We start from the raw sequence: 25,604 nt of genomic DNA, 5'->3' as shown, positions 1-25,604 counted from the left end.
AATAGTAATAAGGTGATAAGGGATATTATAGGGATTGCTAAAGGATTGAGTCGATCATTGTACGATAGAGATATGAGAAAGACATTATGAAAATATATTGTAAAAAACAGATAAACAATAATTTTCAACTTATTGGAACTTCTTAGTGAAGAATATCAAAAGATTATATTGTCAGTAATAAGGGGGGAATATCTTTTCTTGGATTCAGTGATTGTGCCGATAAGCCGACGGGGGTGCAAAATATTGCCATTCCTCGGAATGATAAGGGTTTTCTCCGAGGAATAGGAGTAGCTGTGGTGGCAACCATGGACGGGAAGGATACCTTAGATCCTGGCGATGGGCTCCACAAATGTAGTCGGGTTAGATCGTCTAAGCTATTGATTCAAAGCATCGACCTTGGGGTGTAGGGGCCTGGTAGCAGACAGTGCTTACGACGTATACAACCGGTTCGAATTATGGAAACAACACGGTTTGAAGTTATTGGCTGGATAGAATAAGCGAGTGGTCTAAACGTCGAACTTCATCGTCAATACGCTGCGAAAAGAGAATTTTGATCGATTACAAACAAGTAAGGGTAGGAAGCCAATGAAAAAACATTCATCGGGAGAGCACTGTTTTACAATTATGAAGCATATAATGGATCTGGATCAACATAGAACAACGTCCTATAATCGATCGTTCATGTTCATTAGTTTCATAATAGAGCGACTCTATGTTTCGATCGTGTGATCCAGAAGGGGAATAACACAGGAAAAGACCCGGGTGGACGTTGTTACTAGAAAATTTCTTGAAAGGGGAATCCATCTAATAAGGTAAAATTTTCAAAAAAATATTATGAAAATTTTTCATTCCCATCCATACTAGGGTGGTACTATTTTACATAATAAGGGAGAAAAACCCTGGAATGAACGGGATCATTTCAACGAGTATCCATTTCCCATGGTATGGAAGATTGTACCAGGGGAGTGCTCTGCTTTTGGATTGTTGTGTTCATCCCAATACAACACCCATAAACAGGGTTTTGGGTAGTATTACTCAACAGACATAAATGGGAAGGGGCTGTTCGCATCCCTCAATGGGGAAACCTATTCAGGAATTACCGGGGTTGTTCAAAGGGTCGTCTTGCTCCTTTTTCCCCTGTTGTGTACACCCCATCTTTACCATCCACTTCCATATTTGTTGATCTTATAGCTTTGTCCATGGTAATGGAACAAGGTTCCTTCATGTCCGTAATGTTAACAACATTACGGATTTTTTGTTGTTTTTGTACGTACCATAAATAGAATGGATCTTACTACAACACAATGTTCGTCTTCCGCGCAAGGATCTAGTAAAAATTTTATAAAAATTCATATGAAATAAGATAAATACCCCTGAGATACCAAAACAGGAACAGTGTCATAAAAAAATGTTATTATGTTACTCAATTGCTTTACGAAAAGGTGAGACTAGATTCATAGATAGGGCATTCCCCACAAGAAACTGCACGGTCCCTAATACTGCCTGCCTGATTCATGCAATAATTTCATACCCTAAAACCTCTGTTCATTCACCCGCTATGAACAGCGGAGACCCGGAGTAAATAGGAGGGGGCTGTTCGCACCCCTCTAGATAGCTAGATCCGATTCATGGCCCAGGGCTTCATGTTTTTTGGCGTACGAAAGCACTTGGCAGAACAAATGGGATGGTCCCATCCCAGCTTACTACTACTGGGATATGCAAATATTAGTGGAATATTGAAATACGGTAACAACAGTTTCAAAAAGAAGTACATCCAGAGAAGTAGGAATACCCGCTAACGGAGGGCCGGATGCCCAAGCTACTATTAGTTGTAGAATATTGCTTAAATTTCCTCCACCTGTATCACTCACACAAGCCAAGCCTGTGCTACTGATACCAGAGCTAGGAACATTGGGTTGAACGACGGCACCAGTAGCAACACCCAATGAATCACCATTGGTCCCCAGTGCCTGAGTGAAGGATGCACCTGTGTTGGATTGCAGTATAAAAGCTCTAATATCTCCAGCGGTGCCAGGAACATTTGAGGCAAGTCTACCCTGCAGGGAAAAACTCACCACATAGGTACCTGTCCTAGGCAGTATGATATCGGTAGTGGTAACAATGACATCACCACTTCCAAATATTGTCCCGCTAGGGGTTACTAGGGTAATCGGTGTTGTAGTATTCGGAGCAAGTGTTTGGATGTCTCCAGCAGTGGAGGGAATTACGGTAACGTCTGTTGTTATGACTGGACCGGTTGGCCCTGTAACCCCCGTAACCCCTGTAATCCCTGTAATCCCCGTAATCCCTGTAATCCCCGTGGGTCCCGTGGATCCTGTAGCCCCTGGATCACCCGTAGGTCCCGTGGGTCCCGTAGGTCCTGTGAATCCTGTAAATCCCGTGGGTCCTGTGGGTCCCGTGGGTCCCGTAGGTCCTGTGGATCCCGTGGGTCCCGTAGGTCCTGTAAATCCTGTGGGCCCTGTAATGATGCTGATATTACATATGGAGGGGAAACCGCAAGGGGGAAATAAATTTAAAATCATGTATATTTATCCCTTCTTAAATAAATTCTTATTGTTTTATTTATTTTTTTTAAAAGTAAATTCAGATAAAATAACATTTTTTTATGATGACGATTGCCGGGAATCATTCAAGAAGAGGATTTCCTGGGGATTTGGGTCCCTTGGCCGAAATCTGGATCCAAGGGATTACCCCATGTTCCCCCCTCGGACATCAAGGTCCCCCCACGCAGAAATGGACTACCTACCATGAAAATGAAATCAGCGGTCGGTATGGGATTCCTAAAAGGGGGAGTAAAGTAGTGCCTGAATTGGAATTCTCAACCGGTCACTGTCCCCAACCCCATATCTTCTCGAGAATTAAATATCTTAATTTGTAGGATCCCCGATTTAGAAAAATTTCTCCAAGTGGCCTTAGGTCCGATTCATGGCCAAGGGTTAGGATGTGACACCCCCCGGAGGATTTACTGTTTCAATATTTTTCATTTTGGTATCATTCTGATTGGATTCCAAAAATACCTAGATAGAACCACCAGTATAATGGATTCAGAACAACGGAATAGACCGGGATCTCCCCCTGGAGGGGGAAAACAAATGGGACATAAAAATTTTTCATTGGGATGGGGGGAAAGCAGTCCAATGGATGGGTTGGACAAATTAAAATACCATCCCCAAAACTCTGTTGTACTCCAAAATCGCAGGCGATTTCCCGATCGACATAAGGACGAATTTCGGAACAATCCTAATACATTACTAGTAGAAATGGCAAATACTATTGCTATATTTTGTTATCGTAACCATGGTCGATGGAAGTTATACCAAAAGATTGACCGGTGTTGTTCCTGAGCCGGCGAAATTTATTTGGAGACTAAAGATATTGTTCAGATCTTCTTCGCCCGTATCACGGGCGCAACACAGAACTGTGTTGCTTTATAGAAGAATCGTATGCCTCCATATACAAATCGGGGCCTACCCAGAATCCAACGATTTGATTGAAGGATCCGCCTGTGTTTGACTGTTGGAACCAGGCTATATAACTGCCAAAGGCACCTGGGATGAATTGTGTAGTGGGGCCGTTTACACTGACTGGTATAGTTAGCGTCTATGTGAAAGGACATCAAATAGGTTCCAGTATTCGGTAGTAGGATATCTGTGTTTCCACTGAGTTGTATATTCCCACTTCCGTATCTCTTGCCGTTACCAGTGGCTAGAATTACAGGCGTAACGGCGCCGGGGGTAATAATTTGATATTCGGGGGAGAAACTACCAACAGCTACATTTCCCCCAGCTACTATAGTCATGTCTATATTGAAATCAGGTCCGGTTGCTTCCGTGGACCCTGGGGGCCAAAACAGACCCCTGTATCTCCCCCGTATCACCCCCTGCGGTCCTTGTGGTCCTTGTGGTCCCCTTGTGGTCTTTGTGGTCCTTGTGGTCCTTGTGGTCCTTGTGGTCCTTGTGGTCCTTGTGGTCCTTGTGGTCCTTGTGGTTCTGTTGGCCCCGCTGCTCCTGCTGGTCCCGCCGGTGGGCACACACATGTTGATCCTGTTGGATTCGTTAGTCCCATTGGGCAGCATGGGCGATGTAGTAATTCATGGTTGGATACAGTTTCATACCACCTCAATTAGATAGTATTTATGACAGGTAACATTATTATGAAATTTCTATTTCATTACGTTCGCATTGTGTTTTTGTTGAGTTTGTCAAGTAGACCCGGCATTTCAGCCGAGTCCCTCACGTCGAGTAGCGCTGGCATTTCAGCCAACCTTCTCACAAAACCACACGTACTATTCTCGCATTATGTGGCTTTTATGGTCCCATAGGATTTTGCCCATTCAGAACCCCAGTCTGGTGTCACGTTCTTCGTACCTTCCTCTGCTGTGTTCTATCCAGGTTTCGATCCGATGTTATATCATGAGGGGAGGGCCTACATCAGGTTCATTCCATCTGTGTGCATCGGATGCCGCCAAGACAGTAGGTGGTTCCGCCCTCCATGGCTTCGTTCCAAGGACAAGTTCCGATACCCTTGTTTCGACATCGACTGAGCCTTTCGATGCTTTCCTCCCATGGTTCGACTTGCTAATCTCCCTGATTCACACCGGACGGGATTCTTTCGTCCTGCCTTTTCCCAGAACGCTCACCACCATTGCTCTTTACAACAAGCGTCGAGTAGACCCGGCATTTCAGCCGAGTCCCTCACAGAACTGGACGTGATACTCTCGCATCATCCAGCTCTTCTCATCCCATCCCAATCTTCAGACCCTTTAGGTCATACTTCGATTATAGGGATGTTGCTCCGAGGTTCCAGTGATCTCCTCTAGCGGATCTCCCACTAAAGTTTCATTTTACTGTCCTCCTCAGGATGAGTCAGCCCCTTCGCTCCACTTCCATTACAGAAGCTTCCACACTACTATGAGCTGATCCGACTTCGTGCACGGAACCTCGGTTTATCCTCAGTCTTTCCATCTGGCGACAGCCAGACGCCGTACGACGATCTCTCAAGTTCCGACCAAGAGCCTAAATCGGGTTCGTCGAGTAGACCCGGCATTTCAGCCGAGTCCCTCACAGATCCGGACATGATACTCTCGCATCATCCGGCTCTTCTCATCCCATCCCAATCTTCAGACCCTTTAGGTCCTACTTCGATTATGGGGATGTTGCTCCGAGGTTCCAGTGACCTCCTATAGTGGATCTCCACTAAAGTTGTCGTTTGATCTCCTCCAGCGGATCTCCCGCTAAAGTTCTCATCTAACTGTCCTCCGCAGGATGAGTCAGCCCCTTCGCTCCACTTCCATTACAGAAGCTTCCTCACTACTATGAGCTGATCCGACTTCGTGCACGGAACCTCGGTTTGTCCTCGGTCTTTATACATCTGGCGACAGCCAGACGCCGTACGACGATCTCTCAAGTTCCGATCAAGAGCCTAAATCGGGTTCATCCCGCCTGAACACCGCATGCCACCGGGGCAGTAGATAGGTCATCCCCCACGGTTCATCCCGACGTTCGGGACCCACATCGGTTTTGACATGGACTATACCTTTCGATGCGTCTTCGGCTGGTTCGCTTTCGCTGATCTCCCCGATTCCCACCTGACAGGGTCATGCCCTGCCTTTTCCCAGATCGCTCACCACCGGGGTGTTTCCACACCAGCAGCACTAGGCGGTTTGTAACCTGCTACCTATCAGCCGGTTACGAAGGGCCGAGCAACCTTCATCTCTTGAACGACTTCTTGACACACATCCCGCCTGTACACCGCATGCCGCCGGGGCAGAAGATAGGTCGTCCCCCACGGTTTATCCCGACGTTAGTGCCCCACCTCGGTTTTGACATGGACTACGCCTTTCGATGCGTCTTCGAACGGTTCGCTTTCGCTGATCTCCCCGATTCCCACCTGACAGGGTCATGCCCTGCCTTTTCCTAGATCGCTCACTACCAGGGCGCTTTACCCCAGCAGCACTAGGCGGTTTGTAACCTGTTACCTACCAGCCGGTTACGAAGGGCCGAGCAACCTTCATCTCTTGAACGACTTCTTGACACACAGCACTGGGCGGTTTGAAATCTATATACCACCTGCTGGTTTCGGGGGGCCTCTCTCCCATCCCTCATAGAGCACGACACACAGATCCCAGCCTACTACTACTGGAGTGTGCAAATACTAGTGGAATATTGAAATACGGTAACAACGGTTTCAAAAAGCAATACATTTAGAGCAGTGGGAAGAGTTGGTTCCAACGGAGGGCCGGATTCCCAAACCACTATTAATTGTAGAATATTGCTTAAATTTCCTCCACCTGTATCACTCACACAAGCCAAGCCTGTGCTACTGATACCAGAGCTAGGGGTATTGGGTTGAACGCCGGCATTAGTAGCAACACCCAATGAATCACCATTGATCCCCAGTATCCGGGTGAAGGATGCACCAGTGTTGGATTGCAGTATATAAGCTCTAATATCTCCAGCGCGGTTAGGGAGATTTGTGACAATTCTACCCTGCAGGGAAAAACTCACAACATAGGTACCCGCCCTAGGCAATATGATATCGGTATTGGTAACAATGATATCCCCACTTCCATATATTGTCCCGCTAGAAGTTCTTAGGATAATCGGTGTTGTAGTATTCGGAGCCAATACTTGCAATTCTGGGCTGTCTGGACTATTGGGAATTATAGTAACGTCTGTTGCTAGGACTGGCCCTGTAGCCCCTGTGGCCCCTGTAGCCCCTCTTTGGCCTGCTAGTCCTTGTGGTCCTTGTGGTCCTTGCGGTCCCGTTGGTCCTTGTGGTCCTTGTGGTCCTTGCGGTCCCGTTGGTCCCGCTGCCCCTGCTGCTCCCGCTGGTCCTGGTACCCCCTGTGGTCCTGGGGGTCCTGCTGCCCCTGCTGGTCCTGCCGCTCCCGCTGGTCCTGGTACTCCCTGTGCTCCCGCAGGACCTGCTGCCCCTGCTGGTCCTGCCGCCCCTGCTGGTCCTGGTGCTCCCTGTGCTCCTGCGGGACCTGCTGCTCCTGCTGCTCCAGCAGGTCCCGCAGGACCTGCTGCCCCTGGGGCACCCGGTGTTCCCGGTGTTCCTGCCGGTCCCTGTGCCCCAGGTGTCCCTGGGGGTCCTGCTGGTCCCGGTGCTCCTGGTGTTCCTGGTGTTCCTGGTGTCCCTGGAGGTCCTGCTGGTCCTGGTGCCCCTGGTGTTCCCGCTGGACCTGCTGGTCCCGCTGGTCCCGCTGCCCCCGGTGTTCCTGCTGGTCCTTGCGGTCCCTGTGGTCCCTGTGGTCCTGTTGGACCCGGTGGGCATACACATGTCGATCCCGCTGGCCCCGGTGGTCCTGGTGGCCCCTGTGGTCCTTGTGGTCCCCGTGGGCCTACTGGTCCCGGCGGTCCTGGAGGGCACACACATGTTGGTCCCGTTGGACTCGTTGGTCCTGGTGGGCAGCATGAGCAGCACGGGCAGCATGGGCGGTGTAGTAATTCATGGTTGGACATAGTCTCATACCACCTCAATCAGATAATATCCATAGTAGCTAACGTTATAACGTTATGAAATTTCTATTTTGTTACGTTACTCAGTTGTGCTTTTGTTGGATTGACAAAATGTGGTTTATTGTATCCTAATACAAGAACGGGGGTACAAAGCATTTTTAATTTAATATCATATTTTTTGTTTTATTTAAATATCAATTGCAATAGAGGTGACATCGAATTGAAAATTTCTAGTAATTTAGGATGTTCATGTTACTATGTTACATATTATTCCGAAGCATATTTTTTGTTCGTGTTAATTTCAAACTAATGCTATTATATATAATTAATGGTTTTGATATGAAGAGAAATGATTTGACAATTTATGTTCAGAATGTACGTCTCCGGAATTCAATTCTCCCCCCTAAGTTATTATAAATATTTATAAATATATTAATATGTTCGGATCATGCCTCCTCCCCATCTGTACCTCCTTAAGGAAATACATCATACCTATACTTTCTAATAAACAATTTATTCATATTATTGTAGATTCGTTCACAACATCTCTATTCAATTGGCTAAAAAAACATAGGAAAAATGCATCCATCATTGTTTATAATCCGCTCCAAATGTTTATGATCCGCTCTAAACCTGATATAGAAAAATAAAAATTTTCTTTAATGATTATTTTATATAAAAGGTTATAAATGGAAATAAAATTATAAGATATATTATAGGGATTACGAAAGTTTTTAGTCGATCATTATATGATAAAAAAATTAAAAAATATATTGTAAAAAATATATTGTAAAAAATATAGAAACAATAATTTTTAACCTATTAGAACTTCTTAGTGAAGAGGATCAGAAGGTTATATTGTCGAAAATAAAGGAAAAATATCTTTTCCTGGATCAAGTGATTGTGTCGACAAGTAGACGGGCGAAAGATACGGCCACCCTTCGGAATTATAAGGGCTTTCACAGGGGAATAGGGGTAACCGCGGTGGCAACCATGGACGGCAGGATACCGTTGGTATTGGCCATGGGCCCCGCAAATTTAGGCGAGGTTGAAGCCGCCCGGTTTACTGATCCCCGGGATATCAACCTTAGGATGTGGGAGCCTAAGTAGCAGACAGTGCTTACGACGTACATGATCTGTTCGAATTATGTAAACAACACGGTTTGAAATTACCGTCTGGATATAATAAGCGAAGAGCCAAAACACCGGACTCCATCACCAGTCCACTGCGAAAGGGGAATTTTTATCGACTACAAACAGAGGGATGTAAGAGTTAATGAAAAAATGTTCATTAGGAGAGCACTGTTTCACAATACTAAAACAATGGGGCTAGATAAACATAGACCAACGTTATATAATCAGGCATTCATGCTAATTGTTTCATATATGATGACTATATTTTTTGATAGTATGATTCAGAAAAGGAATAACATAAACATAAGAAAGTCCCCGGATAGACGGTTTTACCAGCAGATTTCCTGAAGGTGGCACCGATCTAACAATTTAAAATTTTTAAAAAAATATTAGAAGATCCCGTCCCGCACTATGATAGTAATATTTTACATAATAAGGGAGAAAAACCCTGGGATGAACTGGATAATCCCAATGAGCATCGATTTCCAATTATATTGACGATTGTACCAGGAAGGCACCTTGACTTTAGATTGTTATGTTCATCTTAATAGACTATATGTATATTTTATTTCTATAAATATTATTACACAATATCAATATCGATAAACATATTTTTGGGTAGTAATACTTATAAACGTAAATGGGAAGGGGCTATTCGCACCCCTTTTTATAGTCTTCGTCGTAAGGTAGCAAAAAAATCACGCAGGCGTTGTGCACAAGAATCTGCCAAAATACCCCCCGTAACCTGGGTTTGATGGTTGAAACGGGTATCCACCAGCAGGTTATAAAGTGTACCCGCACATCCCGCCTTAGGATCCCTCGTACCGTAGACCAGACGCCCCATCCGAGCTTGCAAAATAGCCCCTGCACACATAGGGCAAGGCTCCAGGGTTACATAGAGCGTGGTATCCAACAAACGCCAACTTTGCAATCGTTGGGATGCTTGCCGTATCACTATCATTTCAGCATGGGCCAAGGGATCTTGGGCTTTCTCGCGCTGATTGTGACCTCGCGCTAGGAGGTTGCGCTCATTCTGCACTACTACAGCCCCTACAGGGATCTCCCCTTGCCTCGCGGCCTCATCCGCCTCCTGCAGGGCCAACCGCATGAAATGATGATGCAAGGAATCACTCATACCTTCGTCCATAACCTTTGCTGTATCCATTGCCATCCGACATGAATCATTCGCATGCATAAAAATAGGACCACGGTAGTGAGCGCAATGGCCCCCCCAGAGGGCCAATCCCATATACTAGCTACCATAAGACCAAAGAATACAGAAAGTTCGGAGAAAAATAGGGAGCGTACCAGAACCCGGCGGAATCCCCCACCCCAGACGAGACTAGCAGCCACAGGTACGACCATCAAGGCTGGCGCCAGGAGAATCCCAGCCACCCTGATCGAAGAAGAGACTACCAGGGCCGTGATGACAAGTAACAAACCATGTACCAAACCACGTCGCACACCCGTAAGTATCGCATTTTCCTCATCAAACGAGAGCGCAAAGAGTTCCTTGGCAAAAAAAGTACAAAAGAAAACCGTACACGTTGTGGCCACCGTGATCAACAACAAATCATCCCGATCCACCGCTATGAGGCCCCCGAACAAGTAACTCGAAGCCTGGCTTGCTATATTCCCACCCTGATATAGAAGCACTGCACCCAAGCCAACCCCCGCTGCCAGTAAAAGCGGAATCATGAGTTCTGGATAAGCAGCTTGTTGGCGATTTCGACGGATGCGTTCTACGCTCCAAGCACCGGCTGCAGAGGTAAGAAATCCCCAGAACGTGGGGGGAATCCAGTTCCTCATCCCCTGCTTCTCCAATACCAATCCAACAGCAATCCCCACTAGGGAAAGATGGGACAGGGCCTCTGCAAACATAGATAAACGTCTCACAACAAGATGAACACCAATCAACGGGGCTGCCAAACCTACCAGGAAACCCGCCAACAAAGCCCTTTGCCCCCAGCTCTCCTGCCAAAGTGGTGCGACCACCTGCTGAATCCATGATAGGATTTCCAAAAACTCACCTCAGCCCCCCGGGTGCTGATGCCCCACAACACGAACGGCATGTCCATACGTTTGTGAGAGCAACATATCCTTATTTTCAGCGAAATCCTCCCGTTTGCCATGAAAGAAGAGCGAACGATTGAGACAAGCCACATTCTGAACCGTCGAAGAGATCACACCGATATCGTGGGTGACCAACAATAGGGTCACCCCTTTTTTCTGATGAAGACGATGCAACAGCTGATAGAACTGCACGGTGGTTTTCGTGTCAATTCCTATTGTGGGTTCGTCCAGGATCAACAATTCGGGATCCGCTACCAGGGATCGGGCGATCAACACACGCTGTTGCTGTCCTCCAGATAGGGCACTCATCATTCGTTTGCCCTCCTCCCCCAATCCCACCTGTTGCAAAGCTTCATCGACACAATCCCACCCCCAGCGGGGTATGGAATGGAACAATCCCAGCTTACCACACAAACCTGTGGCAACAACCTCCCGCACCGTTGCGGGAAAGGAGGGATTGAATCGTAAGGCGGTCTGACTCACGTAACCAACCCGCCAACCCTGTTTTCGCTTCCTTGTTGGTTGACCAAAGAGATCAATCGAACCACGAAGCGGCTTATACAGGCCAAGGATCAGTTTCAATAGCGTCGATTTCCCCGAACCATTGGGGCCCATTAGGGCTAGAAAATCCCCCCTTGCCAGTGCAAGATTCACATCCCTTAATACTTCACGACCACGGACATAGGAGAAGGAAACATTCTCAACCTCAATAGCCGGTATACCCGTTTGCGGGGGAACATTAGAACGCGGTGGCCGATCCACTTCCATCCAGGTCTATACCCTCCCAATCTTTTGCCAAGGGTTTCAAACTTCGTTCCCTCCAGTGGAGGGAATCCCGTTGGCATTTTTTTGTGTGATACGTCCCCTCGCATACAAAGGGAGGAATTTGTGCCCTCATCATAGGGGCAATCCCCTCTAGTTGGGGTACATAGGATTCCCTACCCTATGGGGTCACAGAAATGAATGGTGACATTGTGCCCATGGGAGGGGGAGGGGCTTGGGATTGCCCACAAAAGATGCATCCCTACAGCAGATATCCATAGGTAGTAGATCCTAACGATGCGTGAGAATATAGGAGCATACGACTGTTTTTTTATGGGGAAGGGGTATCTAGCCCCATCGTTGGAATCATAATTTGGGATCCCTACTCTCCTGCATAGGGGACTTGCGGGCTGAATCCATTGGGGACAAAACCCATTTTTCTTTACCATTACCCCAAGGTTAGGGCCCATGATGGGTCCGACTGGTATTCAGTACATTCCATCATGACCCGCGTCCCCGGACCAAGTGAACCCGGGCCCATGGGGAACCCCCCCCCTTGTACGTTCCAATCGTGGGTATTCATCCCACAACAAACCCCAAAATCCATTCCTTCATAAAACAGGGAATAGAACCACCACCTAGGATCTGTTGCCGTACTGTGGGCCCGATGGGATGAGGAGATCCCTTTTCTCAGGGTTTCACCCGAAAAAAACGGATCCCCAAGGGGTGATGCTCCAAGGGGATCACGACAGTCCACGAGTCCTTCACAGTGCCAAGGAATCCTTTGATTTCGGGGGTGATTGCAACCCAAGATCCATGGTAGAAGGAGTGGGATTAAAAAATCTTCACACTCCCCACTTTCATTCCCAGAAATTGCAGGGGGGATGTACCACCGTATCCACTCTTCATCCCCTGGTACGAGGACTTTCTTCCATTGTATGCTAACCACGGAAACATTCGCAATGAAAGATTTACGTAGGGGGGAGTGGGGGAGAATGGACTCGCGACAAGATCGCAAAACAGGTGGACTATGAGGGGATCCATGGATGGGTTTATGCACCACGGATGGTTTTCCTTCCATGGGTTACAAAAACGAACCGGATGTGCTCGCAATTCCTTACCATCAACCCACACGGGAACTCACAATAGGTATACGGCGCTGGTTCTTTTATCCTTGTCCTTGCGTCAGGATACACCTCTCTACTACGGCCTATTGTGTGCGCGCCAAGCTAGGTGCAGGGAGTGATGGTTTCTTGGGATTGGTCCGTAGGTTGCAAATTTCCCATCGTCCTCATGTTGTGGGTATAGGGCGTACGGATAGTGGGTGATAGGTGGGAAGAGTTCCATTTTGATAGAGAATGGATGGGCGGGGGGGAATCCGTGGAGGACGACGCATGGAACATTGGAGTCTACCTAGGCCCTTCCGAGGGGATCATGAATTGGCGTTATCCCCCATGCCAGTGCTACTACTCCCTCCTGTTCCCGGTTTTTTCCGTTCAGAGAGGGGTTCCTGAGTGGGGGGATCATGTACTACCGGGAAGGATCTACTACTGCTATAGAATGGGGGTCGAAAATGCTTCTTCCTCCATCCCCGTAGGGAGGAAGAAGACCGTCTTTGGAGCCTCCCTCCCCCCTTCCATGGTCCCGACTGTTTTGTGATTGCTCCTATTATTTTCAATAATTTTCTTACCACTGGAGGGGGGAGATTGATCAGGATCGCTGTGTAATGGAGGGGGAGTTGGTATTTTCCTTGTGGGATGGAAAATCCCTTGACATAAGGTTTTCTCGCGTACTTTCGCGAAGAGAGGGCTCGGAGGATTCTGTCCGTTTTTTGTGAGGTACGGGCCCTCTTTTTTTTATTTTTCATGGTATGGTTTTCGACTCCCCTTCCGTATCCCCTATGTCCCCTTCTGCGACTATGTTCCTTGGGATCCCTTAGATAAGGAGAGCTCCATAATGAGAGACTTTCACCTATGTCATGTTTTTCCCCATTTGCGGCCTTTTCTTCTACTTCCCTTCTTCTCCTCGTCCTGTGATTTGAATCCCTGTTTGTCTCCCTAATTCTTATCGGATGAAGAAGACGGGGCGTGCTTTTTTTTCTACCCGAGATCATCGTTCCCGCCGCCCTCCCTTCCTTATCATTCCCCCGATGAGGATTTCAGGGGGTGCCCCCTAGGGACGATCTGGTCCCGGTGACCCATGGTGATCAAGGGAGAATTCCCTTTAACCCTGTTTTTTCTGAATTGAATCGCCATAGTATGACCTGTCGATCGGGGTGTGAAATTTTCTCCCCCAGGGGTTCAGGAGGATCAACCGTAATGAATCACTCTTTTCCTTTCCATGGGTTGCATGACAAAAAACATTGGCTATGGCTCGGTTTCTCCCCCTCTACAATAGGATTGGGGTATGCAATGGCCGTTTGGGTCCTCTCCTTGGGATAGGAACCCCCCCACGGTTTCTCCCCCCCTCCCAGGGGAAGGGGGATCCTGAAGGAAGCGTGCCTGTTCATGGGATCGACGGGTATGAAGAAACTGACCTACCCGGTTGTGGTCCCAGGTACAAGGGGGGAAATCGGGGCGTGGTGGGGAATGATGTGGGTTCGGGGGGAATCCCATGGATGGGAAGGGGTTATGGAGGGGGATTCGGAATGTGTATATTTATTTACATAAAATAGTATTTATTATAAAATTGGTGTTGGTTAAATTATCATTTATTATAACAAATATAACTATATGTTGGGGGTCTGTGCCGAACTGGGGGCAGGAAGGGGGGTCCTTCGGAACCGACCGAGGACGCATCGAAAAGAGGGTTCATATCGGAACCAACCGAGAACGCATCAGAAAGGGGGGGGTCATTTCGAAATCAAAGGGTATGGATCCCTATCTCGGGATTAAGCTATGGAGGAAGACCTATCCACTGTCCTAGGGGCATGCGATGTACGGGCGGAATACACTACGGGTTTCTCCTTGTACTTAGGAACTTGTCGTGCAAACGTTCAGCGCCCCAATCGTCGGCTAGGCCGTAGAAATTGAGGGGATATCGAGGAAGTCTTTTGCACACGGAGGCAGACTGGCTCGTGGTAGCTATGGGGTGGTTCACCTGGGGTGGGTCTGGAAAGATCCAACGGGAACTCATACCAGTCCTGTAATTCACACAGTAAGGATAGGGATCCATTACCATGGATCTATGTGGAGTGGGAAAAGCCGAACCCGCGGGAGAATCCGGTTCTGTGAGGGGCCTGGTTGAAATATCGGTTCTACTCGCATGGAAATGCGCTACGTAGAAAGAATCCATGGTTCACAAGGGGGCCCCCTGTCCCTTATGAACATAACCTTACTGACACAAATCGGGTAGAAATATCTCTATGTAATGGTACTTCATCATAGAACGATGAGATCAGTATGAACGTTTCCCTTCATTGTGGCTGATTTCCTTTACTGTAGCGGGGGAAGGGTTCACCTGGGGTACAAGCGGGGTACGTCTAGGTAGGTACTGTACGGGGTACATAATAGGGTACGGCGGGGGGAAACGCGAAATTTTGGATGTCATGTGGTAAAGGGAAATTGAGTAGGCTTTTTTAGGAAGGTGACGTTCCAGTGGATCCGTACGATTTGACATGCGTTGCTATCGACTTTTACGCCATCATTGAGGGATGGCAGGAACGGAATGGAATAGGGAATTTCGGGGTGCGTAGGAGACTCCATGAGGAGGGCTAAGGAGGGCTGGGGAACTGATCATGCAAAATTCTTTTCATCAGTTGCGTTTTGATATTTCTGAGAGGGTGCAACTCCCGGCACGGCAACCGGGGATTCGTACGTTGGTAGAGCTTGATCTTTATCCGGATGTTTCGATTCATGATGAGGGTAACAACCTAAGAATTGAGGGGTCCCTCCGTCTGCATGGGACCTATGAGGCGGAGGGATCTAGTCAAGACCCTTGGGGCGAGGAGGAATTGGAATCTTCGTCGCAGGAGCTATCGCATACGGTTCCGGTGGAGATTACTCTGCCTCCCAACCGTGCTAATGTGCAACTTATGACAGCAGAGATTGAGCATTTTGACTATCAGTTGATATCTCCCACAGAGTTGCAGATCGAAGCTATTCTGCTAGTGGATGGATTCGTACCGGATGGGAGTCATCCACAAACGGCGGGGGAACCTGTGGGACTGCAGGGGCCCTCCTTGTCCATTCCCTCCAGCAGTTGTACTCTTTCCGAAAATACGGGGGATCCATCTCCCACCCGTAGCGTTACAGTCATGGGATGCGTGAATTCCGATTTGGAACCCTCGTCGGCGGAAGAGGGGGAATCCAATGGTTCCCTGGGGTCGTCTGGACCAGGGGGATCTGAATTCCCAGCCCATGAAGGGGAGGGTACATTATCTTCTGGTCCTACCACTACGTTGGAGAAACGGGGCGATGAAAGAGAGGAGGGTATGACAGAAGAAACCGAGGATTCATCGGTCACCCACCCTACCTCTTGGTTGCATTGGTTGCTGAAGGAACATGAGGAGAGCTTTACCCCCATGCGGATGGTCATTGTGCAACGGTCGGATACCCTGGATCAGCTAGCGAATCGTTATTCCGTATCGGTAAGCCAATTGTTGGATTGTAATCGTCTGGATACAAGGGAACTGAGTGAGGGGCAGGTGCTTTATGTTCCTACGGGGACATCGTGACATGGCGGGTTGTGTAGAGAGTCCTTATGGATAGGTTACTGAAGGAGGGTGACTCTGGTGCAGAGTGCCCCATGTAAAGCAGAATTTTCCCATGTTCAACAAGTGTTACAGAACTACCGATGTACACCTCGATACATACAGAAGAGTGGGAATTTATATAAAATAGTTGCTGATGAGGGAATCTACGCTCTGAAGTTTACCACCATAGCAAAGAATCGACTCCTGTCGATCCATAGTTTTCTGCGGAGGCTTCGGCAGGATGGTTATCCGCATGTATTACCTACGTTGTCTAATTCCGAAGGTAAATCCATTACCCCCACGCCCCAGGGGAATTGGTATCTGACCCCCTGGAAGGCATCCATCTCACCCGAAAAAAATCGTCCCTTGTCCGGTGCTGTTCTTGCGCGTTCCCTGGCGAAAATGCACCGCATAGCCTCCCCCCTTGTAAAACACTACCAAGACCTTGCTATGTACCCGGATAGGGCTTTCCTCCGGGGTTGGAATAGGCAGTACCAGGCCTGGGCTGCCGATCAGTCCCAATCGCAACCTGCGGGTGAATCCCCCCTCCGTCCCCTTTGGGATATGTACAAAACACGAGTGGAGCAGGCTTTCTCTTTCTCCACTCGTGGTATGGAGAAGTTTTTGTCTGCGGAGAGGGGTATGCCCCCACGTAAAACACTTTGTCATCGCCGCATCCATTCCAGTAATATTGTGCAGGGAGAGACCACCTTCTATTGGGTTGATTTTGATGATTGTGGTCTCGATAGCCCTGTTCGGGATCTCGCCCTTCTTCTCCACCGCTATTCACCGGATCGATCAGGGGGGGCTGTTCCCCAACGCCTTCTGGCTGCTTATGAGGAGGAGTGGCGTTTGCGCTCCAGGGAGAAAAAATTGTTGGCTATCTATCTCGCCTATCCGGAGAGGATTGCGAAACGGTACAAACGTTCTCGGGTGATTTCCCCTAGTGCTGCCCCGCAGGGCACTGCTGGGAGTTCCCAACAACCCCTTCCGACGGGAGATTCAAAACCTGTGGAGGTGAGTTATTCTATGGTGGGAGGGGCGTCCAAGGGGACGTTGGAAAAATCCCTAGAATCGATTTGGAAATCGGAATTGTATTATCTTGATCAGTTGCAATCTATGGTGCGGTCCCTTTGGTCTTCCCGTTCTCGCCTGGGTAGGAGGGGATAGGATATCTTCTTTGGGTTTGTGGGTGGGGGGTTCTTCCTAGGCGATTTATGAGGGAGTAAGGATGGGAAAATCGCCCCTGTACATCTATATGGGGGTTAACAGGGATTTGCACATGTTGGTCCTCCTCAGGGTGGGATGAGGAAAGGGCCCAGAGAGTTAGGGTATGATAGGGGGAGAGGTGCAGGAGGATGATAGGGGAAAGTTTGTGTATGAGTTGGATATGGATCATATAAAGGTTTGCTATAGTGGGGTTCCGTTCGAGTGCATGCGGATTATAACTTAATATTCTAAAAATAGGGAGTATTTTGTGATGAAAGGGTTCGGAATATTGGGAAGAAAAATACGGATCACTACCATACTGATGTTGTCTACGGTACTGGTTGCTTCCTCCGTAGCTGGTCCTAATACCGCATCGGCCAAACCATTTTTGCCCGTGGTTGCTGGTGCTGCTATACTCATAGGTTCGGCGGTGGGTCTTTCTGGCTGTGGTGACATTGTGATCAATAATAACTAAGATTTAAGAAAGTAGGAGGAATGATTCCTGTAATCACTCAAAAAAATTACAGGAACATGCCTGTAAGGGGGCTTTCTAGGTTGTAGGGTAAAAGCTGGTCGTCGGCTTGGTCTTCCCTATAAAATCCCCCTCGAATGGATCGAGGGGGTGGTATGTTTTTCCCTTCCCATTTCGGTCCTCCGTTTTCCTTTCCCATCGGTTGCTTTACAAATACCCCCAATCGTCTGACATTTTTTTCACCATTACAGGTATGGGGACAGAGGAAATCATTAGGGTGGTTGGAGTCATGTCGCAATGGATCACGATACCTTTTCCAGTACAAATTTTGCTCGAGGCATCACTTATTGTTTTAGTTACGGGATTCAACCCCGTTCAACATACAAGGGTACTGAACCATAGTTTTCGCCGGGAATGGTTCCAACGCTGGGGTAAGAACATTTTCTTAGCAGCCCTATATGTGGCTTGGGTCGGATATAAGGTACCCGGAGTTGTGTTTGCTGCCATCAAGAAGTGGTCGTCGCCTGAGAACTTTTTTCATATGCCTATAGTCAAGCAGTTGCCCTTTTATGGTCTTGTGATTCTCTATCTATCCTTGGGTGCGTTTTTCGTGTGGCCAGCGCTTCGATCCTATGTAATGCCCAAAGTACACCTGGATCCCCAACTATACACTCATCGTGTTGCGGTATGGTGGATGTTTTCTTGCCTCATTGATTTCATAAGTACCAAGTCTCTACAACCGCCCATGACCATCACTGATTTTTGGGATTTTATGACCCATCATCAGGTGATCCTATTTAGTAAACTTTCCTATGTGTTGCTTGCGATTCTCGCCGTAGGGGGTGGTAGTACCCGTAATGGGCGGGAAACACTAATTCGGCTAGGGCTTCATAGGCAACCCACAAAAAAAGGGATTTTATGGGTTGCTCTTTTCAAGGGTGTTTGTGTTGGGTTTATGCTGACCATAGCTCATTTCTTTCTCGAAACCGGTGAGTCTGGATTTTTCCCCCTTCCGCCCTTAGGTTGGTCGACCCTGATCCTACTAGCAATTGCACCAGCGATTGGGGAGGAGTTATTTTTTCGGGGTGCGTTCCAACCGCGTGTGGGTATTTGGATTACCAGTATTTTGTTTACTATGGCACATAGTCATTATGGATGGTATGGACTCCTCGGTGTTTTTTTGAACTCACTATTGTACGGTTGGGCTGCAAGCCGGTACTCGATCTGGTTGTCTATAGGATTGCATGCTTTACATAACTTCGTTGCTAATACTGTAGTTGCTATGGGTTTAATGGGAAAAATATGGTGATATCCCTTTTTCGGTTGTAATCTCCCCCTGGTTGACTTTCTTGGGTTCCCCATCCTTCGGAAATCATATCATCGTAATGAATTATAACCATTGACATACATAATAAAAGTTAAAATTACACAATAATTTAAAAATTATAATAAAACATAAAAAATTACTGTAAATGGCAATTATGTAAAAAAATGGAAGCCATACCCATACTCAGGGTAGGTTGGTTTTCCTGAAAATAAATGTAAGAATATTCTTTTTTTAGTGTGAAGATAGGGGATACATGGCAGGGATAGCGAATTCTCCCAGCACCCATGCGGACACAGAGTGATTATCCATCCCACTAAGTTTCTTTGCCTGCTCTAAGTTGAAATTTTTATACACGGAATCAATCACCCTTTGGAATGAATCAAGGGTAGGATAACAGCTCACTCCATTCGTATAACGTCTGGCCTCTCTGTGATTTCTCTCTAAGGAACCCGTTGTACGATTCTGAATAGCATCCGCTAGGTCGTAATCGAGATACGTTGTCACATCATCAAAGGAAGCCCATAGACCTTCAACGAGCTTGGGCAACTTGGATTGATAGTCATCACTAAAACGTATCAAGCCATGAAGGGCCTCTTTTTTGCCAAGAACATGAAAAATATCTTGATAAATCCGGCTTCGGATGGGTTCCCACTTCACTCCTTTTTTTCTCGGTCTATCCTTTCTGAAGGCCTGGTAAAGATTCACCATTTTGTGGAATTGACACCCTTGAAAACCTGCTTCGGGATATACTTGGCTCAGCGCCTTTCTGATTCCCTTATGACCATCAGCAATAAAAAGGGTATCAGGACCCATCCGTAAACCACGGTCGTAAACATTTTGGAGGGCTTCATACCAAGTTTCAGCTGTTTCGGGGGGATTTACCAAACTTGATAAAACCTCATCTGTTTTTATCCCTGATGTATTTTTCCTACTCGCTTTTATGACATAGACAGCTACTTTCCCGAATCCACGAACGGGTTTGTAGTAAGCATCCACCTTTACGGTCCTAATTTCATGCGGGTTTCTTATGGGTTCCTCATTGAATCCTCTATTCTCTTCCTTTAGATGTCCCATAAGTAATCTTGACACAGTGGAGCGTGAGATTTTTGATCGCAGAATATCATTCGACAATTCGGATATTTTTTTTATGGACATACCGGCCTTACGTAAGGAGGAAAGAATATCTATACACGACTTCGTATATTTTTTGTAGGGTTTAGTAACCGCAGATCGGAAATGCCCTTTTCTTGGCTGGGGGTCATAGTAAACCACAATTCCTTTGCTGGTGCGTTTTTTACGTTTTTTATAACCATTTCGGTCTACTTTTGGGAAATCGGGACCCCTTTGGTGTTTCCCCCGGCCACCTAAAATTTGTTTTTTAAACTGATAATTGGCTATAAAAGTATAAGCCCTCCCCATGGGACCAGGAGCCCATTCAGAATCTTCCTCGATCTCTTCCACTACATGGGGGATGGATTCCTGAAGCGATAATCCTTTCTGTTCGTAATGTTGTATACGTTCTTCTATCCTTTTTTCCATTCTGTCTATATCCAAGTCAATTGGAATCATAAAACCAACCTTTCCTATATTAAGTTTTTCATTTCAGAAACCAAGCGGTTGTCCTCTATACATTTCCCCACTCTTGTCTTGTATTTCCCTTTTCTATCTCACCTAACCCTGTTGATCATCATGCATATCGTGGAGGATCCAGAAGGGATCATGGAACAGAGTTTTTGAGTAGAGGATCGACTGTTTCCCAAGGGCAATAGTGGAAATTGCGTATGTAAAAGTGAGAAGGACTATAGGGTCGCATAGGGCTACATAAAGGCAACGACAGTCATAGAAGAACCCCCCTTCCCCACAAGGGGGAGGGATAAAGGAAGGCCATGCAGCAGCAGCGCCATTCTGGAGCCCCCACGATGGGGAAGCCAGGCGCCATTACACAATGGGCCAGGCCAACACAAACAACAATGGTGAGTTGGGGGGGGGAGGAGGGGTAGGGGCGCGAAAACCCCCTGGCCTAGGCCAGGGGGCAAGGGGAAAAGAACAAAAACACAAGGGAATCAAAACAAAAGATCAAGGGACTAAAGGCAAAAACAGAGACCAAAAACAGGGGGAGGGAGAGCTTTAGGTTCTACTGAGATTCCCGTTTCGTGTAGGAGGGACGTTTTGCTGACCTATGGATTCCTCCAGAGGGAACCCCCTGATTAAAATAAAATTATTCTGAAGATATATCTAACCACGATTCCGAGAAAAAGCACCCCTATAACGCCTTTTGTGCTATTTACAATATGATTTAACAATAAATTTCTATCTATTTATTAAAAACATAAAAACAATTGTTAATCGAAAAGACGCAAATAGGGAATTTTTAGGGACCACAGACTATCCGCTCTTGAATCTTACAGCGGAAAGTGGGATATGACCAAAAATATAGATAAAGTACGTTTATATCGATGAGCGAATGATGGGACTATCACCCCTTTGGGGTTTGTCTGTTTTTGGCTATGGTATCCCATTGTTATGATAGAGAGAAGGGAATGCTTCTTATGATTATGAAAGTTAATAGAATCCTAATGTTACCATTTGTTATTAGCGCACTATCACCGCCTGTGTATTCTAATGAGCAAGTGGTGACATCAATGGGGCCTGGGGATGTGGGAGGAATTTCTGTGGCATTGGGGGAAGAGGGAGAGCAGGAGAGTTTGTTGGCGGGTTTGGTTATAAAGGAAGTGGGGTCAGAGGAGGTTCCCGCCCAATTTAGTAATTCCGTATCTGATCAGGTGAAGGATGTTTATGCAGAAAAATTTGCGGATTCATTTAGTGGTAGGAGGGTAAGGTTGAAGGAAGGAAAGGTTCGATGGCTTCATTTTGGGATTAGGGGGGATGCCCCTCTAGGAGTTAAGCAATCCCTGTTGAAATTCCTACCAACAGGGGGGGATTTTGTATCGGTTACTGAAATTGTGGGGGCAGATGGTATGGGTGAGGCAAAGGGGATATTTCTTGTTCCAATGGGCTCCTCCTCCGCACCATCCATGGTTTTTATTGAGGAAGGGGATAGGATGGTGGCATATAAGGGTTCTGATAAGATAAGCGGGAAATCTGTGGCGCGTTTCAAGAGAGATTCTTGTAGTTTGAAGTGTTCGGCAATTTCCGGGGGGATAGGGTATGGGGTAGGTAAGGGGGCCGATTTTGCTTGTAAGCTTTTTCCTTGGACTAGATTTTGGCATCATGCGTGCGGTGTGGGACTTGGTGCGGGAACGGGTTTGCTTGGCCATTATGTTTGTGGATGGTTCTGTGATTAACGGTCAGGCTGCGGCGCAGTAGCACCGTTTATTAAATTTTGTTTCAGGTCGGGGGCGGCATCCCGTTGGGGGTGTGTGTGTCAAGAAGTTGTTCAAGAGATGAAGGTTGCTCGGCCCTTTGTAACCGGCTGATAGGTAGTAGGTTACAAACCGCCTAGTGTTGCTGGGGTAAAGAGCCCTGTGGTAGTGAAGGGTCGCCCCCCTATTTTTGTTCCACCATGGCAAAATAGGGGGGCGACCCGGTTCGTGAATGTGAATTTATGAACAAGGTTCTTTTAGGGATTTCCTCCCATTTAAGAATGTGGGAAAGTTTCCCCCGAAGGGGCCAAAAATTGGGACTAAAAATTGCCCTGAGGGAGTACAAACATTTGTCCGTACGCTGCTGGTGGAATAGGGGTAGGGGGAAATTGTTATGAACATGAGGGAAAGATTTCATGTTTTTATTTGCATTATTTCTGGGTTACTATTTTACATATTGTTATCATTTTATACTATTTTATATTTTTCTGATTTTATTTCTATGATACCCAAAAGGGGGGCTGGAGACGTAACGGTGGTCTTCCTGTCTGCAGTGGTGGCTCTTTTTTCTTTGTCCTACACATTTAGTATTTTATTTCGATATGGGATGATATGCAAAAATGTGTGTGAATGGCGGTACTATGGGAAAAAATGTCATCAGCAGGCAAGGGTGCGGGGTGTGGCTGTATGGCGCTGGTATAGTGTACCCTGGTTGGGTTTTCTCAGTTTCGTGTCTTCCGTTTTCCTCTTTCTTTGGGTTGGTTTGCATTCGGCGGAAATCTTGATGCTGGGTATGGTGTTATGGGGATTTAGTTTTCTATGGCAGACGAGGAGAAAAGGGAGATGGTGCGCACAGGCGATGTGCGAGGAAGACAGCAAGTTCGTTCGAGGGCGGGTGTCGCAGTTGTTTGTGATGTACCTAGTCCCCTTGTATGTCCTTCATTATGTTTTGGAGAGTAATGCGTGGATTGTCTCAATCTCTTTTATCCCCGCAGCCCTGCCCTTGTCCTTGATGGTACTACTTTTCGGTTCCCAGCTCGTAGCTATAGAGTGGTTCCGCCTATGGTTGGGGGAACGTTCCTTGCAGAAACCCTTTCGTTTCTGGCCGGGTATGGACCGTTATGGTTTTTTTGGGGAATTATCGTGGGATGATGATTTAAAGGTGGATTTCATAAGGAACTGTAGAGAGGGTTCCAAGAGGGAAGGAAATTTTAGCATGGTAAAGATGCTCTGTGTTATGGCAAAGGTGCTTTGTGTCTCCCTTGCTATATGGAGTATTTGGATGCTATCGGTAGTCTCTTTTATCATGAAGTATCTATGGTAGTTGCAATCGGTCCCCAGTACAACGGATACATTGTTTTTCCGGGTCCCCGGATTCTCACGATCGGGGGATGAGAAGAACTATTCTAGAGAAGCGAATCCTAAAAATTAAGGTTATATTCCACCTTGTACTGGTACGATACAAAGGCGTTCGTATCTTGGGGGGCCGTCCCAGTTTTTCTGTAGGATGCTCTTGGAACAGCACCTGCCCATTCATCTGTGTGGGGGAATCGGGGCTAGTTCGGGATTTTATGAATAGGGAAGGGATCGGCCGGTATTTTTTGGGTATACATGATCAATTTATTATCAATGGTGCCCCTGCTGAAAAAGGTATCAGACTCATTAAAATATTTTATAAATTAAATTATATGTTTAGAAAATGTTTATATTGTTAATGAATATAAAAACAGTCTGTTCGGATATTTCAGGCGTACGTGCTTTGGAGTTGAAAGGTACCCTTTTCTGGGGGAGTGCACCTGAAAATTTGGTTCCTATCTCGTCCCTTTTGCGCATACTAAAGAAGCCGACATAAAGTCGAATTTTATTTTTTATTTAAATTTTATCATATATTTAATTCTATGTAGTTATGGGTGATCTTATCCTCCTTTCCCTGATCTTCTTCTGAAGATAACGAACGACCTGAATTCAATGATAAGCCGACCCCTTTGCCATCATAGCCCGTGCCCACCCTCATCTTACCGCGCACCTTCATCTTGGCAGCCTGAAAACGATTCTTTATAGAAGAACAAACCCCCTCCACAGCCGCACAACGATTGCCCTCTTCTTTATACCCTGGTTGCTCTATTTTGTCCCGTTGTTTCGCCGTTGAATAGGACTGATCCGTAGTGCGCAGGATCCTCCCTCCTCTCTTTAGAGGTTTAGCAGCACATTATTGTTCGACAAATTTACATCCCTTGCAGGTCTCCTCATGGAAGTGGGCCACCATCTTACCCTTGTCCTTCTCTCCGGGTTGGTACGTGGTGGTGGAGTCGGGGGTCTTGCCACCAGGGGCACCGATCGATCGTTCCATCCTTTCCTCTCTTGAACCCACTTACCCTTTTTTTACTGGGATTCTCCTTTCTTCCCATCATATCGGTTGGGTGTATATCGATCGTACGTTTCTTAGCCGCTTCCCTTACCTCGTGACAGTTGTACCCTCCGTCGAAATACAAGGTCTTATCGTCCTCTGGCGCGTGGTTGGATCTATAATCGATCCCAAAATCCTTATCGGAATGAAGTGCCTTCTGGGTATTTACGTAGATGATCATACTCAATTCCTTCTCCTCATCACGGGCCTCGACAACCCTATCCATAGGGAAACCTGTTGGGGAATACCGGGCGGTGGTCCAAGGGATTGTTTCGCCCCTGTCTCCCCTACCGTACATCTCCTCCATCTTTACCCCCCTATTTTCAGACGCAGTCCACTGCCTCATATGGTTCCCATCAACGGGTTGGTTGCCCACCCAAAACCGTTCAACCGGATATCCCCCATCTCAATATCTTCGCCATTCCACCCATAAACACCGCAGTGGTAACGCTCTGCCCAGTCCATTATTTTTTCTGAATTTTAAAAAATGCGCTCAAAGGATAACTGGGGTTTCTGTGTGCGAAGTAGGATCAGACCATAATAGCGATGAAACCTCGTAATGAAGGTAGAACAGAGGGGCTGACTCATTCTGATAGGGACGGTAAAACGATAACCTTAGTGGGGAAACTTATGTGAGGGGATTACTGAAACCCCAAAGCAACATCCCCCCTAATCAAAAATAGGACCGAAATGGTTTGGGGATTGGGATAGGGTGAGGAA

The 25,604-nt window shown here is 46.9% G+C and carries 25 protein-coding genes; 11 read left to right on the top strand and 14 right to left on the bottom strand.

Annotation, left to right across the window (positions count from 1 at the left end):
- Nucleotides 1–1,706: 1,706 nt before the first annotated feature.
- Nucleotides 1,707–2,543 (bottom strand): hypothetical protein, encoded by an 837-nt coding sequence (locus PPRES148_RS12860; protein WP_187820569.1) that lies wholly within the window; start codon nucleotides 2,541–2,543, stop codon nucleotides 1,707–1,709.
- 1,351 nt (nucleotides 2,544–3,894) lie between these two features.
- Nucleotides 3,895–4,053 (bottom strand): hypothetical protein, encoded by a 159-nt coding sequence (locus PPRES148_RS04175; protein WP_187820568.1) that lies wholly within the window; start codon nucleotides 4,051–4,053, stop codon nucleotides 3,895–3,897.
- Between the two features lie 293 nt (nucleotides 4,054–4,346).
- On the opposite strand from PPRES148_RS04175, the gene PPRES148_RS04170 reads away from it, so the two are divergent.
- A complete protein-coding gene (locus PPRES148_RS04170) occupies nucleotides 4,347–4,733 on the top strand; it encodes a hypothetical protein (RefSeq protein ID WP_149453376.1) in 387 nt (128 codons plus the stop codon).
- Nucleotides 4,734–4,929: 196 nt separating this feature from the next.
- Here PPRES148_RS04170 and PPRES148_RS12255 read toward each other — a convergent pair whose 3' ends face one another.
- From PPRES148_RS12255 to PPRES148_RS04165, 4 genes are all read right to left on the bottom strand, one after another.
- The gene (locus tag PPRES148_RS12255; RefSeq protein ID WP_223127936.1) at nucleotides 4,930–5,085 is read right to left on the bottom strand and encodes a hypothetical protein; all 156 of its coding nucleotides are present in this window, start codon (nucleotides 5,083–5,085) and stop codon (nucleotides 4,930–4,932) included.
- Nucleotides 5,086–5,434: 349 nt separating this feature from the next.
- A complete protein-coding gene (locus tag PPRES148_RS10940) occupies nucleotides 5,435–5,608 on the bottom strand; it encodes a hypothetical protein (RefSeq protein WP_187820365.1) in 174 nt (57 codons plus the stop codon).
- A gap of 66 nt (nucleotides 5,609–5,674) precedes the next feature.
- Nucleotides 5,675–5,809, bottom strand: coding sequence for a hypothetical protein (locus PPRES148_RS12855; RefSeq protein ID WP_281289913.1), 135 nt, complete (start codon nucleotides 5,807–5,809; stop codon nucleotides 5,675–5,677).
- Between the two features lie 346 nt (nucleotides 5,810–6,155).
- Nucleotides 6,156–7,487 carry a hypothetical protein gene (locus PPRES148_RS04165; protein ID WP_149453375.1) on the bottom strand — a complete coding sequence of 444 codons (1,332 nt, stop codon included), beginning with the start codon at nucleotides 7,485–7,487 and terminating at the stop codon, nucleotides 6,156–6,158.
- A gap of 855 nt (nucleotides 7,488–8,342) precedes the next feature.
- On the opposite strand from PPRES148_RS04165, the gene PPRES148_RS04160 reads away from it, so the two are divergent.
- Nucleotides 8,343–8,594, top strand: a complete 252-nt coding sequence (locus PPRES148_RS04160) for a hypothetical protein (RefSeq protein ID WP_149453374.1) — start codon at nucleotides 8,343–8,345, stop codon at nucleotides 8,592–8,594.
- A 691-nt stretch (nucleotides 8,595–9,285) separates the two neighbouring features.
- Here PPRES148_RS04160 and tadA read toward each other — a convergent pair.
- From tadA to PPRES148_RS04145, 3 genes are read right to left on the bottom strand one after another with little or no spacing between them, the layout of a single operon-like run.
- Nucleotides 9,286–9,783, bottom strand: coding sequence for a tRNA adenosine(34) deaminase TadA (gene tadA / locus PPRES148_RS04155; protein ID WP_425468237.1), 498 nt, complete (start codon nucleotides 9,781–9,783; stop codon nucleotides 9,286–9,288).
- On the bottom strand, nucleotides 9,750–10,640 hold the full coding sequence (locus PPRES148_RS04150; protein WP_149453373.1) for a metal ABC transporter permease: 891 nt from the start codon (nucleotides 10,638–10,640) through the stop codon (nucleotides 9,750–9,752). Before PPRES148_RS04150 ends, tadA begins: the two co-directional genes overlap by 34 nt.
- A 9-nt stretch (nucleotides 10,641–10,649) precedes the next feature.
- Nucleotides 10,650–11,459 (bottom strand): metal ABC transporter ATP-binding protein, encoded by an 810-nt coding sequence (locus tag PPRES148_RS04145; protein ID WP_149453372.1) that lies wholly within the window; start codon nucleotides 11,457–11,459, stop codon nucleotides 10,650–10,652.
- A gap of 1,040 nt (nucleotides 11,460–12,499) precedes the next feature.
- Here PPRES148_RS04145 and PPRES148_RS04140 point away from each other — a divergent pair.
- The gene (locus PPRES148_RS04140) at nucleotides 12,500–12,781 is read left to right on the top strand and encodes a hypothetical protein (protein WP_149453371.1); all 282 of its coding nucleotides are present in this window, start codon (nucleotides 12,500–12,502) and stop codon (nucleotides 12,779–12,781) included.
- A gap of 104 nt (nucleotides 12,782–12,885) precedes the next feature.
- Here PPRES148_RS04140 and PPRES148_RS04135 read toward each other — a convergent pair whose 3' ends face one another.
- A complete protein-coding gene (locus PPRES148_RS04135) occupies nucleotides 12,886–13,320 on the bottom strand; it encodes a hypothetical protein (protein ID WP_149453370.1) in 435 nt (144 codons plus the stop codon).
- Between the two features lie 451 nt (nucleotides 13,321–13,771).
- Between PPRES148_RS04135 and PPRES148_RS12850 the strand changes: the two genes are divergently transcribed.
- Nucleotides 13,772–13,894 (top strand): hypothetical protein, encoded by a 123-nt coding sequence (locus tag PPRES148_RS12850; RefSeq protein ID WP_281289912.1) that lies wholly within the window; start codon nucleotides 13,772–13,774, stop codon nucleotides 13,892–13,894.
- Nucleotides 13,895–14,198: 304 nt separating this feature from the next.
- Nucleotides 14,199–14,378, top strand: coding sequence for a hypothetical protein (locus PPRES148_RS04130; RefSeq protein WP_149453369.1), 180 nt, complete (start codon nucleotides 14,199–14,201; stop codon nucleotides 14,376–14,378).
- A gap of 27 nt (nucleotides 14,379–14,405) precedes the next feature.
- Here PPRES148_RS04130 and PPRES148_RS04125 read toward each other — a convergent pair whose 3' ends face one another.
- The gene (locus PPRES148_RS04125; protein WP_149453368.1) at nucleotides 14,406–14,747 is read right to left on the bottom strand and encodes a hypothetical protein; all 342 of its coding nucleotides are present in this window, start codon (nucleotides 14,745–14,747) and stop codon (nucleotides 14,406–14,408) included.
- Between the two features lie 442 nt (nucleotides 14,748–15,189).
- Here PPRES148_RS04125 and PPRES148_RS04120 point away from each other — a divergent pair, with 442 nt between their 5' ends.
- The 4 genes from PPRES148_RS04120 to PPRES148_RS04105 all read left to right on the top strand — a co-directional run bounded on the left by PPRES148_RS04120 (nucleotide 15,190) and on the right by PPRES148_RS04105 (nucleotide 19,136).
- Complete coding sequence (locus PPRES148_RS04120) at nucleotides 15,190–16,128, top strand: LysM peptidoglycan-binding domain-containing protein (RefSeq protein ID WP_149453367.1); 939 nt, start codon at nucleotides 15,190–15,192, stop codon at nucleotides 16,126–16,128.
- A gap of 57 nt (nucleotides 16,129–16,185) precedes the next feature.
- Nucleotides 16,186–17,316 (top strand): phosphotransferase, encoded by a 1,131-nt coding sequence (locus tag PPRES148_RS04115; RefSeq protein ID WP_187820565.1) that lies wholly within the window; start codon nucleotides 16,186–16,188, stop codon nucleotides 17,314–17,316.
- A gap of 307 nt (nucleotides 17,317–17,623) precedes the next feature.
- Complete coding sequence (locus tag PPRES148_RS04110; protein WP_149453365.1) at nucleotides 17,624–17,830, top strand: hypothetical protein; 207 nt, start codon at nucleotides 17,624–17,626, stop codon at nucleotides 17,828–17,830.
- A 286-nt stretch (nucleotides 17,831–18,116) separates the two neighbouring features.
- The gene (locus PPRES148_RS04105; protein WP_187820564.1) at nucleotides 18,117–19,136 is read left to right on the top strand and encodes a CPBP family intramembrane glutamic endopeptidase; all 1,020 of its coding nucleotides are present in this window, start codon (nucleotides 18,117–18,119) and stop codon (nucleotides 19,134–19,136) included.
- A 249-nt stretch (nucleotides 19,137–19,385) separates the two neighbouring features.
- Here PPRES148_RS04105 and PPRES148_RS04100 read toward each other — a convergent pair whose 3' ends face one another.
- Nucleotides 19,386–20,723 (bottom strand): IS256 family transposase, encoded by a 1,338-nt coding sequence (locus PPRES148_RS04100; protein ID WP_149453363.1) that lies wholly within the window; start codon nucleotides 20,721–20,723, stop codon nucleotides 19,386–19,388.
- Between the two features lie 1,103 nt (nucleotides 20,724–21,826).
- Between PPRES148_RS04100 and PPRES148_RS04095 the strand changes: the two genes are divergently transcribed.
- Both PPRES148_RS04095 and PPRES148_RS04090 read left to right on the top strand, forming a co-directional pair.
- Nucleotides 21,827–22,459: a hypothetical protein gene (locus PPRES148_RS04095; RefSeq protein ID WP_149453362.1), complete on the top strand. Its 633-nt coding sequence runs from the start codon at nucleotides 21,827–21,829 to the stop codon at nucleotides 22,457–22,459.
- A 553-nt stretch (nucleotides 22,460–23,012) separates the two neighbouring features.
- Nucleotides 23,013–23,801, top strand: coding sequence for a hypothetical protein (locus PPRES148_RS04090; protein ID WP_149453361.1), 789 nt, complete (start codon nucleotides 23,013–23,015; stop codon nucleotides 23,799–23,801).
- A 558-nt stretch (nucleotides 23,802–24,359) separates the two neighbouring features.
- On the opposite strand, the gene PPRES148_RS04085 is transcribed toward PPRES148_RS04090, so the two are convergent.
- Both PPRES148_RS04085 and PPRES148_RS04080 read right to left on the bottom strand, forming a co-directional pair.
- Nucleotides 24,360–24,557, bottom strand: coding sequence for a hypothetical protein (locus PPRES148_RS04085; protein WP_484237561.1), 198 nt, complete (start codon nucleotides 24,555–24,557; stop codon nucleotides 24,360–24,362).
- Between the two features lie 187 nt (nucleotides 24,558–24,744).
- Nucleotides 24,745–25,191 (bottom strand): hypothetical protein, encoded by a 447-nt coding sequence (locus PPRES148_RS04080; protein ID WP_149453359.1) that lies wholly within the window; start codon nucleotides 25,189–25,191, stop codon nucleotides 24,745–24,747.
- Nucleotides 25,192–25,604 lie beyond the last annotated feature (413 nt).

This window comes from Pasteuria penetrans (assembly GCF_900538055.1).
Taxonomy (GTDB): domain Bacteria; phylum Bacillota; class Bacilli; order Thermoactinomycetales; family Thermoactinomycetaceae; genus Pasteuria; species Pasteuria penetrans.
This window is presented reverse-complemented; position numbering and strand designations above follow the sequence as displayed.